The organism is Paraburkholderia sp. (assembly GCF_028283785.1).
GTDB lineage: Bacteria > Pseudomonadota > Gammaproteobacteria > Burkholderiales > Burkholderiaceae > Paraburkholderia.
On record NZ_JAPWKB010000018.1, the window covers coordinates 557,388 to 574,936 of the forward strand.

The 17,549-nt window shown below is 63.3% G+C and carries 11 protein-coding genes and 1 pseudogene; 2 read left to right on the plus strand and 10 right to left on the minus strand.

Annotated elements, in window-relative coordinates; genetic code table 11:
- The first annotated feature begins 51 nt into the window (after positions 1–51).
- Positions 52–1,464 (plus strand): nucleobase:cation symporter-2 family protein, encoded by a 1,413-nt coding sequence (locus tag PW947_RS22265; RefSeq protein ID WP_299634568.1) that lies wholly within the window; start codon positions 52–54, stop codon positions 1,462–1,464.
- 151 nt (positions 1,465–1,615) lie between these two features.
- Here the strand turns inward: PW947_RS22265 and PW947_RS22270 are convergent, their stop codons facing one another.
- From PW947_RS22270 to PW947_RS22280, 3 genes are read right to left on the minus strand one after another with little or no spacing between them, the layout of a single operon-like run.
- Entirely contained in the window at positions 1,616–3,136 is a 1,521-nt protein-coding gene (locus PW947_RS22270; protein ID WP_299634569.1) for an efflux transporter outer membrane subunit, read from the minus strand.
- A gap of 10 nt (positions 3,137–3,146) precedes the next feature.
- Positions 3,147–6,338 carry an efflux RND transporter permease subunit gene (locus PW947_RS22275; RefSeq protein WP_299634570.1) on the minus strand — a complete coding sequence of 1,064 codons (3,192 nt, stop codon included), beginning with the start codon at positions 6,336–6,338 and terminating at the stop codon, positions 3,147–3,149.
- 18 nt (positions 6,339–6,356) lie between these two features.
- Positions 6,357–7,631: an efflux RND transporter periplasmic adaptor subunit gene (locus tag PW947_RS22280; RefSeq protein ID WP_299634571.1), complete on the minus strand. Its 1,275-nt coding sequence runs from the start codon at positions 7,629–7,631 to the stop codon at positions 6,357–6,359.
- A 424-nt stretch (positions 7,632–8,055) separates the two neighbouring features.
- On the opposite strand from PW947_RS22280, the pseudogene PW947_RS22285 reads away from it, so the two are divergent.
- Positions 8,056–8,682: pseudogene (locus PW947_RS22285) on the plus strand (TetR family transcriptional regulator); the annotation flags it as partial.
- 192 nt (positions 8,683–8,874) lie between these two features.
- Here PW947_RS22285 and PW947_RS22290 read toward each other — a convergent pair.
- The 7 genes from PW947_RS22290 to PW947_RS22320 form a co-directional block, all read right to left on the minus strand.
- On the minus strand, positions 8,875–9,678 hold the full coding sequence (locus tag PW947_RS22290) for an SRPBCC domain-containing protein (RefSeq protein WP_299634573.1): 804 nt from the start codon (positions 9,676–9,678) through the stop codon (positions 8,875–8,877).
- A 170-nt stretch (positions 9,679–9,848) separates the two neighbouring features.
- Positions 9,849–10,238 carry a DUF427 domain-containing protein gene (locus PW947_RS22295; RefSeq protein WP_299634574.1) on the minus strand — a complete coding sequence of 130 codons (390 nt, stop codon included), beginning with the start codon at positions 10,236–10,238 and terminating at the stop codon, positions 9,849–9,851.
- Positions 10,239–10,352: 114 nt separating this feature from the next.
- Positions 10,353–10,820, minus strand: coding sequence for a carboxypeptidase regulatory-like domain-containing protein (locus tag PW947_RS22300; RefSeq protein ID WP_299634603.1), 468 nt, complete (start codon positions 10,818–10,820; stop codon positions 10,353–10,355).
- Between the two features lie 348 nt (positions 10,821–11,168).
- Complete coding sequence (locus tag PW947_RS22305; protein ID WP_299634575.1) at positions 11,169–12,695, minus strand: DegQ family serine endoprotease; 1,527 nt, start codon at positions 12,693–12,695, stop codon at positions 11,169–11,171.
- 107 nt (positions 12,696–12,802) lie between these two features.
- The gene (locus PW947_RS22310) at positions 12,803–14,104 is read right to left on the minus strand and encodes an ATP-binding protein (RefSeq protein ID WP_299634576.1); all 1,302 of its coding nucleotides are present in this window, start codon (positions 14,102–14,104) and stop codon (positions 12,803–12,805) included.
- A 4-nt stretch (positions 14,105–14,108) separates the two neighbouring features.
- Entirely contained in the window at positions 14,109–14,771 is a 663-nt protein-coding gene (locus PW947_RS22315) for a response regulator (RefSeq protein ID WP_299634577.1), read from the minus strand.
- A gap of 1,108 nt (positions 14,772–15,879) precedes the next feature.
- Positions 15,880–16,902, minus strand: a complete 1,023-nt coding sequence (locus PW947_RS22320) for an IS110 family transposase (protein ID WP_299634578.1) — start codon at positions 16,900–16,902, stop codon at positions 15,880–15,882.
- Between the last annotated feature and the right edge of the window lie 647 nt (positions 16,903–17,549).

Below are 17,549 nucleotides of genomic sequence, written 5' to 3' on the forward strand. Positions count from 1 at the left end.
TTCGCCCACTTACCTTGGAGTGACTCGAAAACGAACCCAGGAGTGAGACTCATGCAATCGAACGCGGTCCATCCATGCGACGAACGGCTGCCTGCCGGTCAGTTGCTGACGCTTGGCATCCAGCATGTACTCGTCATGTATGCGGGCGCGGTCGCCGTGCCGCTGATCGTCGGCAGCGCGCTGAAGCTGCCGAAAGACCAGATCGCGTTCCTGATCAGCGCCGACCTGTTTTCGTGCGGCATCGCGACGTTGATCCAGACGCTCGGCCTGTGGATCTTCGGCATCCGGCTGCCGGTCATCATGGGATGCACGTTCGCCGCCGTCGGCCCGATGGTCGCGATCGGCACGAACCCGTCGCTCGGCATTCTCGACATCTTCGGCTCGACCATCGCGGCCGGAGTGATCGGCATCTTCCTCGCGCCGACCATCGGCAAGCTGTTGCGCTTCTTTCCGCCGGTCGTGGTCGGCACCGTGATCACGGTGATCGGGCTGTCGCTGATGGGCGTCGGCATCAACTGGGCCGCGGGCGGCGTCGGCAATCCGGAATACGGCAACCCGGTCTTCCTCGGTCTGTCGCTGGTCGTGCTGATGCTGATCCTGCTGATCAACAAGTTCGGCCGCGGCTTCGTTGCGAATATCTCGGTACTGCTCGGCATCGTCGCGGGCTTCGTGATCGCGGCCATGCTCGGACGCGTCAACATGGAAGGCGTGACGTCGGCGCCGTGGGTCGGCTTCGTGATGCCGTTCCACTTCGGGCTGCCGCACTTCGACCCGCTGTCGATCGCGACGATGGTGACGGTGATGTTCGTCACCTTCATCGAATCGACCGGGATGTTCCTCGCGGTCGGCGATATGGTCGATCGTCCGGTGGATCAGAAAGCGCTGGTGCGCGGCCTGCGCGTGGACGGTCTCGGCACGCTGGTCGGCGGCATCTTCAACTCGTTTCCGCATACGTCGTTTTCGCAAAACGTCGGGCTGATCGGCGTGACGGGTGTGAAGAGCCGCTTCGTCTGCGCGATGGGCGGCGTGATTCTGGTGCTGCTCGGCCTTTTCCCGAAGATGGCGCAAGTGGTGGCGTCGGTGCCGCCGTTCGTGCTCGGCGGTGCGGGCATCGTGATGTTCGGCATGGTCGCCGCGAACGGCATCAAGGTGCTGTCGAAAGTGGACTTCGTGAAGAATCACCACAACCTGTTCATCATCGCGGTCAGCATCGGCCTCGGCCTCGTGCCGGTCGTGTCGCCGCACTTCTTCGCGAAGCTGCCGCCGGTGTTGTCGCCGCTGCTGCATAGCGGGATTTTGCTGGCGTCGGTGTCGGCTGTGGTGCTGAACCTGATCTTCAACGGCGTGAAGGGCGAACGCGCGGCGCGGCAGGAGATTCATCGTGCGGGAAACGATCTTGAGCGTCGCGGCAACGACGACGCGGTGATCGGCGACGACCGGTTGCGCGCAGTCGATGCGCATTGAAGCGCACACGGCGCTCTCGCTCGCAGCGCAATCGCGCAGCAAAAGTTGAGCGCAATGAACTGACCGGCTGCGTATTCAAGCGCAGATAAAAAAAACGCCACGGCATGCCGTGGCGTTTCTGTTTGGGCGAAGGGTTCGCCTGTCGAAGCGATCAGCCCGCGCTCGACGGCGCCGACGCCGCTGCCGGTGCGCTCGCCGCACCGTAATCGACGGGCGCATCGGCCGGACGCGGCTGTTCGCCGGCCCGCTCGATCCAGCCGCCACCCAGCGCGCGATACAGATCGACCAGGTTCGTCAGGCGATTCATCCGTGCGGTGATCAGCGTCAGTTGCGCCGAATACAGATCGGTCTGTGCCGTCAGCACCGACAGATAGCTGTCCACGCCGTTCTTGTAGCGCAGGTCCGACAGATCCAGACGACGCTGTTCCGCAAACGTATTGCGCTCCAGCGCCTGAATCTGCTGATCGTACGTACCGCGTGCGGCGAGACCGTCCGCCACTTCCCGGAACGCGGTTTGAATCGCCTTCTCGTACGTCGCGATCTGGATATTCTTCTGCACGTGCGCCAGATCGAGATTGGCCATGTTCTGGCCGCCTTCGAAGATCGGCAGCGTGATGGTGGGCGAAAAGCCCCACGCCGCCGAACCCGGCTTGAACAGACCGCCGAGCGTCGGGCTCAGCGTGCCGAAGTTGCCGGTCAGCGAAATCTGCGGGAAGAACGCTGCGCGTGCCGCACCGATGTTCGCATTGGCCGCCAGCAAACTCTGCTCGGCTTCCATGATGTCCGGACGACGCGTCAGCAGATCCGACGGCAAACCGGCCGGAATGTCGGCCAGCAGGTTCTGTCCGTTCAGCGGCATGCCCGGCGCGAGATCGTCGGGCAACGGCTCGCCGACCAGCAACACCAGCGCGTTTTCAGCTTGCGCACGCAAACGCATCTGCGACTGCAGATTCGCGGTGGCTTGCTGAACCACGGTTTCCGCCTGACGCAGATCGAGTTCCGAACCCGTGCCCGTGTCGAACTGCAGCTTCGTGATGTTGTACGAGTCTTGCGCGGTCTTCAGCGTGTCTCTCGTGACTTTCAGCTGATCGTCATACGCGAGCACCGTCAGATACTGATCGGCCACCGACGACACCAGCGAAATCTCCGCCGCCTTGCGCGCTTGCGCGGTGGACAGATATTGCGCCAATGCCTGGTCTTTCAGGCTCTGGATCCGACCGAAGAAGTCGAGTTCCCACGAAGCGTTCAGACCGACCGAATACGTGTTCGAGATGGTCTGATCGAAATACGACAGGTCGCGCGGCGTGCGCGACTTGCTCTGCGACCCTTGCGCGGAGATCTGCGGAAACAGACCCGCGCGCTCGATCCGGTACTGATCCTGCGCGGCCTGAATGTTCAGCACCGACACGCGCAGATCGCGGTTGTTCTTCAGCGCGATCGTGATCAGCTGTTGCAGCCGCTGGTCGACGAAAAAGTCGCGCCAGCCGATATCCGTCGCAGATTGGCCTTTCGCGCTGGGCGCACCGGCCGCCGCTTCGGGCTGCGTCGCGTAGACGCCGCCCTGCGGGAAGGTTCCGGTGACCGGCGCGGCCGGCCGTTCGTACTTCGGCGCCATCGTGCAGCCGGCGGCGAGGAACGCAACCGCCACTGCAATCAAAGAGTGTTTTTGCATCTCAATGTCCTTAGTGGGCCGAGCCGTTGCCCGAGCCACCGTCGCCACGCGGGTGATGCTCGTTGTAATGACGCATCGCTTCGTCCGGATCTTCCTTGTCGCCGCCGAACTTCGCACGCACCACCACGAAGAACATCGGGATCATGAAAATCGCGAGGAAGGTTGCGGTCAACATCCCGCCGATCACGCCGGTGCCGATTGCATGCTGGCTTGCCGAACCCGCGCCGTTACTGATCGCGAGCGGCATCACGCCGAGAATGAACGCGAGCGACGTCATCAGGATAGGACGCAGCCGCAGACGCGCCGCTTCCATGGCCGCTTCGATCGGACCCATGCCTTCCTTGGTTTGCAGGTCTCGGGCGAATTCCACGATCAGAATCGCGTTCTTCGCCGACAGCCCCACCGTGGTCAACAGACCCACCTGGAAGAACACGTCGTTTTCGAGCCCGCGCAAGGTTGCGGCCAGCAGTGCGCCCAATACGCCGAGCGGCACCACCATGATCACCGAGAACGGAATCGACCAGCTTTCATACAGCGCCGCGAGACACAGGAACACGACGAGGATCGAGATGCCGTACAGGATCGGCGCCTGCGAACCGGATTGGCGTTCCTGGAACGACAGACCCGTCCACTCGTAACCGATACCGGCCGGCAGCTTCGCCGCGATCGCTTCCATCGCGACCATGGCCTGACCCGTACTCTTGCCCGGCGATGCCTGCCCCTGGATTTCGACCGCCGAAATACCGTTGTAACGTTCCAGCTTCGGCGAACCGTAGGCCCACTTGCCGCTTGCGAACGACGAGAACGGCACCATCGCGCCGGCCGTGTTGCGCACGTACCAGTCGTTCAGGTTGTTCGGGTTCATCCGGAACGGCGCGTCGCCTTGCAGGTACACCTTCTTGATCCGCTGGTCGGTATCGAGGAAGTTGTTCACGTAAGCGGACGCCCACGCGATCGAGAACGTCTGGTCGATCGTCGACAGCGACACACCCAGCGCGGACGCCTTTTCGTGGTCGATATCCACCGTAAACTGCGGCGTGTCGTTCAGGCCGTTCGGACGCACCTGCGCGAGCATCGGGTCTTTCCCGGCCATGCCGAGCAACTGGTTACGCGCGGCCATCAGCGCTTCGTGACCCACGCCGGAACGGTCTTCGAGTTCGAAGTCGAAGCCCGACGCCGTACCGAGTTCCGGAATGGACGGCGGATTGACCGGATACACGATTGCGTTCTTGTAGCCCGCGAAGTGACCGAACATCCGGCCGACCAGCGCCTGCACCTTCTGATCCGCGTGCTGACGCTCGCCGTAGTCTTTCATCCGGACGAACACCAGACCCGCGTTCTGACCGCGACCGGCAAAGCTGAAGCCATTCACCGTGAACACGGAATCGACGATTTCCTTCTGGTCGTTGAGCAGCCAGTCGGAGATGTCTTTCAGCGCGCGCGCGGTGGTTTCCTGGGTCGAGCCCGACGGCGTCTGCACCAGCACGAACATCGTGCCCTGGTCTTCATCCGGCAGGAACGACTTCGGCAGCTTCACGAACAGCAGACCCACCGCGACGATCACCACCAGATAGATGATCAGCCAGCGACCCGAGCGACGGATCACGTGCGCGACACCGTTGTGATACTTGTCGCGGCTCTTGTTGAAGGTGCGGTTGAACCAGCCGAAAAAGCCCGTTTGCGCTTCCTGGTGGTCCTTGTCGAGCGGTTTCAGGATGGTGGCGCACAGTGCCGGCGTCAGGATCAACGCCACCAGCACCGACAGCACCATCGCCGCGACGATGGTCAGCGAGAACTGCCGGTAAATCGCACCGACCGAGCCGCCCGAGAACGCCACCGGCACGAACACCGCCGACAGCACCAGCGCCACGCCGACCAGCGCGCCGGTAATCTGGTCCATCGCCTTGCGGGTCGCGTCACGCGGCGACAAGCCCTCTTCGGCCATCACCCGCTCGACGTTTTCCACCACCACGATCGCATCGTCCACCAGCAAGCCGATCGCCAGCACCAGCCCGAACATGGACAGCACGTTGATCGAGAAACCCACCGCCGACATGATCGCGAACGTACCCAACAGCACGACCGGCACGGCGATCGTCGGAATCAACGTCGCGCGCAGGTTTTGCAGGAACAGGTACATCACGAGGAACACCAGCACGATCCCTTCGAGCAGCGTCTTGACCACTTCCTCGATGGACAGGCGCACGAACGGCGTCGTGTCGTACGGGTACTTGACGACCAGACCCGGCGGGAAGTACTTCGACAGATCGTCGATCTTCGCGCGCACGGCCTTCGCCGTGGCCAGCGCGTTCGCGCCGGTGGCGAGCTGAATACCGAAACCGGCAGTCGGCTGACCGTTGTACTTCGTGTCGAAGTTGTAGTTTTCGCCGCCGAGCTCGATACGCGAGACGTCTTTCAGGCGAACCTGCGAACCATCGGTGTTGACCTTCAGCAGGATGTTGCCGAACTGCTCAGGCGTATTCAGCAACGTGGCTTCGCTGATGGTGGCCTGCAACAGTTGCCCCGGCACCGACGGCGTACCGCCGAGCGAACCGCCCGCCACCTGAACGTTCTGCGCCGTCAACGCCGTTTCGACATCGACAGGCGTGAGCCCGAAGTTGGTCAGCTTGTTCGCGTCGAGCCAGATCCGCATCGCGTACTGCGAGCCGAACAGCGTCACCGTGCCCACACCGTCGATCCGGCTGACCGGATCCTGGATGTGCGACGCGACGTAGTTTGCGAGGTCGTACTTGTTCATCGTGCCGTCGGTCGACACGAACGCCATCACCAGCAGGAAGCTGCTGCTCGACTTGGTCACCTTCGTGCCGAGCTGTTGCACCGCTTGCGGCAGCAACGGCGTGGCGAGCTGCAGCTTGTTCTGCACCTGCACCTGCGCGATGTCAGGATTGGTGCCGGCAGCAAACGTCAGCGTGATGGTGGCCGTGCCGGAATCGTCCGACGTGGATGACAGGTACAGCAAGTGATCGAGACCGCTCATCTGTTGCTCGATCACCTGCGTGACGGTGTTTTCCACCGTCTTCGCCGATGCGCCCGGATACGTTGCGCTGATCTGCACGGCCGGCGGCGCGATGGTCGGGTACTGCGCGATCGGTAGTGTGAACACCGACGCGACGCCCGCGAGCATCAGGATGATGGCGATCACCCACGCGAAAATCGGGCGATCGATAAAGAACTTTGCCATGAAACAGGCTCCCTGTTATTACGCGCCCGATGCGGCGGAGGCAGCTTGTGCCGGCTGCGCACCGCTCGCGGCAGGGGCGGACGAAGCCGCTCCTTCGCTTGCGCCTGCAGCTGCACTGGCACCCGAGGTGGCGGCGGCATCCGATGCGAAGACCGGCGGCAGCTTGGCGTCGACCGCCTTCACTTCCATGCCCGGACGCGCCTTGTCGGTGCCCTGCACGATCACGCGATCACCCGCCTTCAGGCCGCTGTCGACCACCCAGTTCGGACCGAAGGTCGTGGTCGTGACCAGCTGACGCAGCGCGACCTTGTTGTCCGCACCGACGACCATCGCCGTAGGCTGACCCTTCTGGTCGTGCGTAATGCCGATCTGCGGCACCACGATCGCGCTCTCGTTCACGCCTTCGTCGATGCGTGCGCGCACGAACATGCCCGGCAGCAGTACATGGTCCTTGTTCTGGAAGATCGCGCGGATCGTCACCGAACCGGTGCCCTGATCGACGGTGACGTCGGTGAATTGCAGCTTGCCCTTCTCCGAATACGTGCGACCGTCTTCGAGGATCAGCGTGACTTGCGCGGCATTCGGGCCGGACGTCTTCAGACGGCCTTCCTGAACCTCGCGACGCAGCTTCAGGCCGTCGAGGCTCGATTGCGTCAGATCGACGTAGACCGGATCCAGTTGCTGGACCGTGGCCATCAACGTGGCGGCGCTGGCTTGCACGTAGGCGCCCGGCGTGACCTGCGACACCCCGATCTGACCGGTGACGGGCGAGGTCACGTCGGTGTAGCCGAGGTTGATCTGCGCGGTATCGACCGCAGCCTTGCCGGCCGCGACGTCCGCCGCTGCCGAGCCTTGCGACGCGACCGCGTTGTCGTAGTCCTGCTTGCTGACCGCGTTGGCCGCGACCAGCACCTTGTAGCGGTTCGCCTGCGCGGTCACGCTGGCGAGCGTGGCTTGCGCCTTCGCGAGCGTTGCCTTGGCGTTGTTCAACGTGGCGATGTACGGCGCCGGGTCGATCTTGTACAGACGCTGGCCTGCCTTGACCTGAGTGCCTTCCGTGAATTCGCGGCGCAGCACGATACCGTCGACCCGCGCGCGCACTTGCGCGACGAGGAAGGCACTGGTGCGGCCGGGTAATTCGGTGGTGACGGGAACGGCTGTCGGCTGGACCGTGACGACGCCGACCTCAGGTGTCTGTTGCGGCGGGGCCGATTGTTTTTGTCCGCATGCTGCCAGCAAGATGGCAGCCGTCGCGGCACTGATTAAGCGGAATGGAACCCGTTCGACGCGCATGGAGCGACCTCTGTCTATGACTGAGAATGAAAAAGTGCGCGCATCCCTACCCCGGGGACGACAGCGCACACATGCGTCTTGCGACGCAGACCGGATAGCCCGTGGTGCGCACCCATGCGGCGCATCCCGATACCGCGTCGGGAACGCCAACCCGGAGATGCCGCGCGACGCCGCCCGATACAGACGCGGCGCATGAGCGTATTGAAAGCAACAGTGACGGATATTAACCGGTCGTCACGGCTTGGGCTATCCAGACGATGGGGTGCTATTATATATACATCCATGAATGCACGTAAAAGTGCAATGCGTTCCGTTACCCCAAAAAATCGCAACAAAGATGAACGGGACGCACAACAATCCGGCCGATTGTTTTCAATCGTAATTAAAAGCGTCCGTCGCACGACGGGCACGGCAGGTCACCGATATGGTCCGCAGAACCAAAGAAGAAGCGCAGGAGACGCGCAACAGCATTCTCGATGCAGCCGAACACGTTTTTTTCGAAAAAGGCGTGTCCCGCACATCGCTGGCCGATATCGCCCAGGCGGCCGGCGTCACGCGCGGCGCCATCTATTGGCACTTTGCGAATAAAGGTGACCTGTTCACCGAGATGTTCGACCGAGTCCTGTTACCGCTCGATGAATTGAAGGCCGCTTCGCTGGATCCGGCCGAACCCGACCCGTTGGGCCGTCTGATCGAAATCTGCACGTTGTGTCTGCGCGACACGGCGAGCGTGCCGCAACGGCGTCGCGTCTTCGAGATCGTGTTTCTGAAGTGCGAACTGGTCGAGGAGATGGGACCAGTGCGCGAGCGTCATCAGGCGAACATGCGCGAAGGGTTGATCGCGATCGAAGGCGGCTTGCGCAACGCGATCACCAAAGGCCAGATGCCCGTGGACCTCGACGTGCGACTCGCCGCGACGATGCTGCATGCGTTCGTCGGCGGGGCGTTGCGCGACATGCTGTTTCTCGCCGATTCCCTCGACTTCGACCAGCACGCGCGTCAGATGATCGAAGCGATGTTCGACACGTTGCGCCTGAGCCCGGCGTTGCGTATCGATGCGCCCGGCGCGGGCAATCTCAGCGGTGTGGGCTTCAGCAAAGCCGGCGACAAAACCGCCCGGCTCGCCGGTCACGCGAAATCTCACGGCAAAAGCAAACCCGCCATCAACTAACGGATTGCTTGCAGGTTGCAATCAGCTTGCAGACGCGTCGAGCATGCGCCGGAATGCCCGGCGCAACCCGCGTCACCCCAAACCGCCCAAACCGAAGTGCCCCGCGAGATACAGCAGCAGCGCGACGAAAAAGATCATTCCCGCCCACGCCCAACCCGGCACCGCATGCACGCCCGGCGGCCGATGCGACAGATCGTGCGTCCGCGCGCCGAGCAGCGTGCCGGTCGCGCGTCCGGTCAACGTGCCGCCGTGGTCGAATTGCCGCGAGCGTCGAGCGAGCGCGCCGAGATTGATCGGCCGGAGAAAAACGTGCTGACGACGCGAATGCGAACCGCGCGCGCGGTTCGGCCCTTGACCGTGCTTCGCCTGCACGACCGCGCAAAACTCCGTGAAGAATTCGTCGGCGAGATCGTGAAGCGCATTTTCGATCTGACGCGCGGGCAATTCCGCGAGCGGCCCGGTTGCGGTTGCCCACACCGAATAATCGATCCGTGTACCGGCGCGAAACGATTGCGCCGCGTCGAGCGCGGCCTGCCGCGTGGACGGCATCGACATCGCGACGTGATCGTCGGTGCGCAGCGAAACGTCGAGCTGGCCGCGTAACGAACCGAGGCCGTCGGCGCGCGCCTTGAAACTCAGGTTGCGGTGCAGCGCGTCGGTCTGCGCGGATTCGGCGCCGCCGAGATGCGCGCGCACTTCATAGCGCGCTCGCAACGGCCCGAGCGGCACGGTCATCGTCAGTGCGTATTCACCGTGCGCGAAACGGTGGAAGGATTCGCAGTTGTCGAGGCTCGCGCGCAGCAGGGCGAGGTCTTGCAACGCGTCCCAGACATCGGAGGGGGCAAGCGGAATCCGCAGCGCATCGTTGAGCTCCATGCGAACCTCTTCGGGCAAATTGCATTGAAACCGGAAACTCGAACCGGACCTTTTACGACCCGTCAATCGAACGTCAACGAGACACCCCGGGTACTGCGACTGCACTTCCACTCCGTTCTGCACCGCGCCTGGCACCGCATTTTCACCGTGCATTCAAACGCGGCTGGCGATCAGGATGTCTGATCGATCCGGTCGACCCGCGACGTATAAAACGCGAGGTATTCGCGAATCTGCTTCGCCTGGTCGAGCGGCGTCTCGTATGACCAAATCGCGTTGTCCACGCGGCCTTCCTCTGTCATCAAATGGTAGTACGACGCATCCCCCTTGAACGGACAATGTGACGCGTGTTCCGACCGTTCGAGGCGTGCCATGTTGACGTCGCCGCGCGGAAAATACACGACGTCGGGCAAGCCGGTTTCGGTGAGCGTGAGTGCGCCCGTCGTATCGGCGACCGTCACGCCTTGATGGATGACGCGCACGCGGTGGGAATTGAGCGCGATCGTGATGCGATGGCCGGCCGCACTGCCGGAATTCGGGTGGGGTGTCGGGGCATCGTTCATGTCTCGGCTCCGTAAGGCGGAAGACGACAAAAAAAGCCACGGGGCGAGGCCCGTGGCTTCATTATCGGACAAACTTTCGCCGATTGCGCGGCCTTCCTCACGCTCTGCGGGCAATCACTGGGTGTTCCAGTGGAACGCCGCCTTGGCCGTACCCTTGGCCGGAACGGTGACGCTGCGGGACTGGTCGGCATCCTTGTATTGCGCGTGCACGGTGTAGCGGCCCGGGCGCAGCTTGACCAGCATGTACGGTCCGCGCGACGCGGTGTTCAGCACCTCGCCGTTATGCGCATCGACGATCTTCACGTGCACGTCGGACAGATAATCCGAGCCCGGGCCGGTAAAGCGCAGCGACAGCGGCCAGTGCGATTGCGCACTCAGCAGCGCTTTCGATTCATCCAGCCCGACGCCGCCCGACGTGAACGACACGTCGCCCTGCTGCTGCACTTGCGGCAGACCACCGCCGTTGTCGTTGCCGGCGCTGGACGTGTCGCCGGTGGTGCCGCCCGTCACGTCGCTGGCCTGCGCCCATGCGCCGGGCGCGAAACTCAGGCTTGCCGCGGCGAGTGCAGCGGCCGCAGTCATGGCGAGCCGCGTACGGCGATCCGGGTGTTTGGGAAGGTGCGGCTGGTCGAGGTCGAGATTCATCGCGTGGCTCCTTTGTTCAGATCCTGTCGGGTCGAACCGTCGCGCGACTCGCGCAGGGTGCGCCGCGTCGTCGACGGGTTGTTCGGTGTTCAACGGAGATTCCGGACATGGCGAGGACGCATTTCGCGTGCCCGGTCGGCGGTCGCGCACCCTCGCAACCGCGCGCGCAAAGCAAAAACGGCGGTGTCCGAAGACACCGCCGTTTCTGGAGACCGTCACTGGGCCCACGACTGCCGGCAAGTTTTACGTTCCCGCCAGATTGCCGTCGTGGAACCTGTGCGCTGCCTAGCCGAGATCGACCGGCACGAAGATCTGCGCATCGTCGCGCTGGATCAGCAGAGCGATGCTGTTACCGGCCTGCGCGATCATCTGCTTCAACTGCTCGACGCCCGTGACCGGCCGGCCATTGACCGCGAGGATCACGTCGCCCGGCTGGATGCCCGCGCTGGCCGCCGGACCGCCTGCCTGCTGAACCAGCAAGCCGTGCGAGATCGACGCGCTGCTCTTTTCTTCCGGCGTGAGCGGACGCACGGCGACGCCGAGGCGGCCTTGCATCTGCGCGGGCGTATCGGCGCTCGCCACCTGCTTCGCGTCGGACAACGCGCCGATCGTCACGTCGAACTGCTTGCTGGCCTTGTCGCGCCACACCTGCAACTTCGCCTTGCTGCCCGGCGCGATGCCGGCGATCTGCGACGGCAGATCCGACGAGTCGGTGACCGGCTGACCGTCGACCGACAGGATCACGTCGCCCGGTTGCAGGCCGGCCTTCGCAGCCGGACCGCCCGGATCGACCGAGCTGACCAGCGCGCCCGAAGGCGTCTTCATGCCGAACGAATCGGCCAGCGTCTGGTTCAAGCCTTGCACCGCGACGCCGAGGCGTCCGCGATTCACGTGACCCGTCTTGACGATGTCGTCCTTCACCTTGATCGCCTCGTTGATCGGGATCGCGAACGACAGCCCCTGGAAGCCGCCCGTCTGCGAATAGATCATCGAATTGATACCGATCACTTCGCCTTGCAGGTTGAACAGCGGACCGCCCGAATTGCCCGGATTGACCGGCACGTCGGTTTGAATGAACGGCGTGTAGTTTTCGTTCGGCAGCGAGCGCGACTTCGCGCTGATGATGCCCGAGGTCACCGTGTTGTCGAAGCCGTACGGCGAGCCGATCGCAACCACCCACTGACCGACCTTGCTCTGACGCGGATCGCCGATCTTCACGGTGGGCAGATCTTTCGCGTCGATCTTCAGCACCGCCACGTCCGACTGCTTGTCCGAGCCGACCACCTTGGCCTTGAACTCACGCTTGTCGGTCAGTTTCACCGTGACGACATTCGCGCCGTCGACGACGTGCGCATTGGTCAGGATGTAGCCGTCGTTGCTGACGATAAAGCCCGAACCGAGGCTTGCGCTCGGCACATCGGCCTGGCCGCCGCCGTCGTCGCCGCCCTGCATGCCCGGCACGCCGCCGAAGAAGTGCTTGTAGAACTGATAGAACGGGTCGCTCGGGTCGATCGGCAGGCTGTTGCCGCCTTGCGCGCCCTGACCGCCGTTACCGCCGTTACCGCGCATCGCCGTCTGCTTGACGACGTGCTTCGCGCTGATGTTCACGACCGCCGGACCGTAGGTTTCGACGAGACCGGAGAAATCGGGGATGCCCGTCTTGGCGGCAGCTTCGGCCGGCATCATCGCGGCCTGGGCCGGCGAGATGACTTCGGGCGCCGGCACATTGCGATGCCCCGCCACATAGCCAGCGGACAGCGCAACGGCAACCGCAACGCCGACTGCGCTGCGCTTCAGGGTTTTCGCATTCATCGTGGACTCCTGACACAGAGAGAAACTTGGGATGAACGAAGCGTACGGGCCGTCTCTTAAACAAGACTTAAACAACGGCCGCCCCGTTTTCCCACGTCTTTTCTGCGTCAGAAACGCACGCTGACCTGCAATCCGCCGGCCGGTGCATCGGCCAGTTCGACGTCCGCGTGATGTTGAAGCGCGATCCGTTTGACGATCGCGAGACCGAGCCCGCTGCCCGCGACATCGGTTGGGGCGCGATGCGCCCCGGCGCCGACGCGATAGAAACGGTCGAACACGCGATCGCGCTCGACCGCCGGAATGCCCGGTCCGCTGTCGGCGATCTGCACGAGCGGATGGCCGTCCGCGACGCGCAAGGAAACGTCGACGCGACCGCCCGCCGGCGTGTACTTGGTGGCGTTGTCGATCAGGTTGTTGAGCATCACGCGCAACGCGTCCGGGTCGCCTTCGACGCGCGCCGCTTCGTTCGCGACGACGCCGAGATCAACGCCGCGCGCATGCGCAAGCGGCGCGTAAGTCAGCACGCAATCGGCGAGCAGCGCTTGCAGATCGACCGTCTTCGTGGCTTTCAAACCGTCGGGTTCGGAGCGGGCCAGCGCGAGCAACTGTTCGGCGAGGCGGGTGGCGCGCGTGACGCCCGCCTGCAGATCCGCGAGCGCTTCGCTGCGGGCCGCGTCGTCTTTCGCGCGCGCGACCAGTTGCGCCTGAATCTGCACCGCGGCGAGCGGCGTGCGCAATTCGTGCGCGGCATCGGCGACGAAGGCTTTCTGCGTGTCGAGCGCGGCGGCGAGACGCGCGAGCAGGCCGTTCAGCGCGCGCACCAGCGGCTGGACTTCGAGCGGCAAACGCGCGTCGGGCAGCGGGTCGAGCGCTTCCGGATGACGCGCATCGAGTGCGCCCGTGACGCGGCGCAACGGCCGCAAACCGCGTCCGACGATCATCCACACCGCGACGCCGAGCAAAGGCAGCAACACGATCAACGGCCACGTGGTGCGCAGCGCGACGTTCGCAGCGAGGCGGTTGCGCACCGATACCGGCTGCGCCAGTTGCACGACGTTATCGCCGACGATCGCGCCGTACACGCGCCAGTCGCCGCGCTCCGTGTGTTCCGTCGAGAAGCCTAGTTCGGCGCGCGGCGCGAGTGGCGCACGCGGTCGCGAGTAGTACATCAGCGCGCCGTTGCGATTCCAGATTTGCAGCACGATGCCTTCGTCGCTGGTGTCGCGCGAGCCGAGCACCTGCGAGAACGGTTCCGACGGCAACGCCGCGGCGATTTCCTGCAACTGATAGTCGAACAGTTCGTTGGCTTCGGCGAGTGCCTGGCGGTAGATGAGCCAGCCCGCGATACCGACGCCGAGCAACACGATGGCGAGCAGCCAGAACAGCAATTGACGACGGATCGAACGCATCGGTTCAGGCTTCCTTTGCGATCATGTAGCCGAGGCCGCGAACGTTCTTGATCAGATCCGCGCCGAGTTTCTTGCGCAGCGCGTGGATGTAGACCTCGACCGTATTGCTGCCGATTTCCTCGCCCCAGCCGTACATTTTTTCTTCGAGCTGGCTTTTCGACAGGACCGCGCCGGGACGCGTCAACAGCGCTTCGAGCAGCGCGAATTCGCGCGCCGACAGCGGGACGGGCGCGCCGTCGAGCGTGACCTGATGCGAAGCCGGATCGAGCGTGAGCGTGCCGTGACGGATCGTGGAATCGCTGCGACCCGACTGACGACGGATCAGCGCGCGCATGCGGGCGCCGAGTTCGTCGAGATCGAATGGTTTGACGAGGTAGTCGTCGGCACCCGCGTCGAGGCCTTTGACGCGATCGGCGACCGCGTCGCGCGCGGTGACGATCAGGACAGGCGTCGCATGGCCTTTGGCGCGGAGCGTGCGGAGCACTTCGAGGCCGTCTTTTTTCGGGAGGCCGAGATCGAGGAGCACGAGGTCGTAGGTTTCGCCGGTGGCGGCGGTGATCGCCGATTCGCCGTCTTCGACCCAGTCGACCGCGAAGCCGTCACCGCGGAGTGCCTTGCGGACGCCTTCGGCGATCATTCGGTCGTCTTCGACTAGTAGGATTCGCATGAGGGTTTTAAGGTTTTGGGTTTGGGGTGGGCGGTTGTCGTTGGCCGGCTGGCCGGGCCGTTGGCCGGGTTCGCCGGGCTGGCCGCGTTTCGGTTCGGTTCGGTTCGGGCATTTTAGCTTCTTGGGGATACCGTTTTTGTCTGGCTCGGTTTGGTTGTCCCGGTTTCGCGATGGCTCGGTTTGGTTTGGCTCGGTTTGGTTTGGTTCTCAGTTGTCCCGGTTTCGCGTCGGTCCGCCTGGTTCGTCCCTGTGCGGGACCGCACCTACTTTTCTTTGCTCGCGCAAAGAAAAGTAGGCAAAAGAAAGCGCGTTTACACCGCCACTTCGTAGCGAGTGGCGTCTACTGACTTTCGGGTAGTGGACCGCGCACGTTTGGAGTCGCCGCGCCGCCTGGTATGGTGGCCCGCGCCCGCACATCCCGCCCGCTTCGCGCCGGTAACCCACTTCAAAAACCCATTTTCGCCACGTCATTTGCCCGCCGCCTCGACGGTTCCGGCGTCGGATCGAAGCCCGGTTTTCGCCACACCATTCGGCCGCTTTTTCGGCGGTTCCTGCGTCGGCTAAAAGCCCGTTCACGCCACACGATTCGCCAGCATTCACGACAACTCCAGCGTCCGGACTAAAGCCCGGTTTGCGCCAAACGATTCGCCCGTCTTCGCGATGGTTTCGACGTCCTGATTGGACTGGAATTTCGCGGGTGAGACCAGACCGGCGCATGCCAGGAAAATGGGTGTTGTGACCGACGGAGTTCGGCGCGCGAAGAGCGCCGAGAGAAAAAGACGGGGCTGTGCCCAACGGCTGTCGCGGAGCGAACAGCCGGAACGAATGACTGCCTTTATATGGACGCCTCCCGTTTGCCAAGGGATTTCGTGTGTGTTGGTAGACAGGAAGGTTGCGGCTTTATATCCGGCCTTGTTGCAGGTCGAACCCGCTGGCCTCGATGGAATCCGCTGGCTCACGCCTCACTTGACACACGGGCTGTTAGCCCGCAAGGCAGTTCAGGTTTGGTGAGTCCCGGTCTGACCTGTGTGCCATCACACTCAATTACCTTGCGCAACCTTTGACATCCCATCTCCTGCAAAACCGGTTTATTCAGTCATTGCAGCGCTTACGCCGCTCGCGTACTCACATAGCCTTTCTCGTACGTACGCCCGTGCGCCAGCAGCGCCCAAATCGTTCGGGCCATCTTGTTGGCCAACGCAACGATTACCACGTTATGCGGGCGCCGCCGGCCCAACTGCTCGATCCACGGGCCTGGCTCTTTCGCGCGCGCGAGCACCGATCGTGCACCGTGAATCAGCAGTGTGCGCAGATACACATCACCGCGTTTGCTGATCCCATGCAGTCTGATCCTGCCACCGGTGCCGGTCTGTCTGGGCACCAGACCCAGCCAGGCCGCAAACTCACGTCCTGAATGAAACGCTTTGGGGTCGCCCATCGTCGCCACAGCAGCGGTCGCGGTCAGCAGCCCGACGCCGGGAATGTCGGCGATCTGCCGGCAGGCACGCTCTTCCTTCATCCAGTCCGAGAGCCGGCGTTCGATTCGCGCAATCTGCTCATCGAGAACGTCAAGCCGCTGCCACTGCTCACGCAGCGTGTCCACCAGCATCGTGGGCAAACGCGCCTCCAGGCGCGCCAGCACATCAGCCATCGCCCGGTTCAGCGCGGCGCGGCCTACCGCCATCACTTCACCGTATTCCGTCAGCAGCCCACGCAATCCATTGATCTGCATCGTGCGGAACCTGATCAGTTGCTGGCGCATCCGGTGCAATGCCAGCACGGCCTGCTGCGATTCAGTCTTGACCGTCACGGACCTCACGCCCGACTGCTGTACCGCGGTCCAGATTGCCCGTGCATCAGCCACGTCGCTCTTGTTACCGCTCACAAACGCCTTGACCGCCTGGCCCGGCATCAACTTCACCTGATGACCCATCTGCTCCAGATGACGCGCCCAGTGCTGGGAACCGCCACACGCTTCCATGCCGATCAGGCACGGCGCGCGATTTGCAAAGTGCGACAGAAACGTGGCGCGTCGGATCTGCCGGCTGACGACATCGCCTGTTTGCGGATCAACCCAGTGGACCTGGAACACCTGCTTCGCAATATCGACACCAACCGGAGTAAGCTTCATTTGGGTTCTCCTTCCTCAAGTGGTACGTTGCCCAACTTCCACTCTGGCACATCTGAGGCCGTCGGTTGCGAGAACCCACCTTCCTGGTCGCGCCCCGACCATTCGATCAGCAGCCCTCGCGAGGGGGAGGCGTCCATACCATTTGTCACCAAGGCAAGCGGTGCGACAACTCAAATCGTGCGCGGTCCACTACCCGTTAAATACTAGACGCCACTCGCTACGGAGCGAGAGGTAAACGCGCTTTCTTTTGCCTACTTTTCTTTGCGCGAGCAAAGAAAAGTAGGTGCGGTCCCGCACAGGGACGATCCAGGCAAACCAGCGTGAAACCGGGACAACCAACCCGACGCCAACAGACCAGCGCGAAACCGGAACAACCAAAGAACCACAAAAAAACCACCCCACCCCCCATATCACTACAATAGCCGCTTTGCCGCGCGCCGCGCCACAAATCACCACGCCCGCGCAGCTTCCCCCTCTACCGGTCTCCGCATGCCCCGTCCGTCCGTCGCTACGTTTCTTTCATTTCCGTTTCGGCCCGCGAGACGGCTTGCGATCTCCTCGCTCTGCGTCGCACTCACCATGCGGCGCGCTACTCGCCGCCCCACCCGCCTTCGCAAGAAAAAAGCAGAACACCCATCGGTCAACGT

Excerpts from the sequence above, each read along its gene's own strand:
- PW947_RS22265 (WP_299634568.1), top strand. The coding sequence starts at position 52 with ATGCAATCGAACGCGGTCCATCCATGCGACGAACGGCTGCCTGCCGGT.
- PW947_RS22270 (WP_299634569.1), bottom strand. The coding sequence starts at position 3,136 with ATGCAAAAACACTCTTTGATTGCAGTGGCGGTTGCGTTCCTCGCCGCC.
- PW947_RS22275 (WP_299634570.1), bottom strand. The coding sequence starts at position 6,338 with ATGGCAAAGTTCTTTATCGATCGCCCGATTTTCGCGTGGGTGATCGCC.
- PW947_RS22280 (WP_299634571.1), bottom strand. The coding sequence starts at position 7,631 with ATGCGCGTCGAACGGGTTCCATTCCGCTTAATCAGTGCCGCGACGGCT.
- PW947_RS22290 (WP_299634573.1), bottom strand. The coding sequence starts at position 9,678 with ATGGAGCTCAACGATGCGCTGCGGATTCCGCTTGCCCCCTCCGATGTC.
- PW947_RS22295 (WP_299634574.1), bottom strand. The coding sequence starts at position 10,238 with ATGAACGATGCCCCGACACCCCACCCGAATTCCGGCAGTGCGGCCGGC.
- PW947_RS22300 (WP_299634603.1), bottom strand. The coding sequence starts at position 10,820 with ATGACTGCGGCCGCTGCACTCGCCGCGGCAAGCCTGAGTTTCGCGCCC.
- PW947_RS22305 (WP_299634575.1), bottom strand. The coding sequence starts at position 12,695 with ATGAATGCGAAAACCCTGAAGCGCAGCGCAGTCGGCGTTGCGGTTGCC.
- PW947_RS22310 (WP_299634576.1), bottom strand. The coding sequence starts at position 14,104 with ATGCGTTCGATCCGTCGTCAATTGCTGTTCTGGCTGCTCGCCATCGTG.
- PW947_RS22315 (WP_299634577.1), bottom strand. The coding sequence starts at position 14,771 with ATGCGAATCCTACTAGTCGAAGACGACCGAATGATCGCCGAAGGCGTC.
- PW947_RS22320 (WP_299634578.1), bottom strand. The coding sequence starts at position 16,902 with ATGAAGCTTACTCCGGTTGGTGTCGATATTGCGAAGCAGGTGTTCCAG.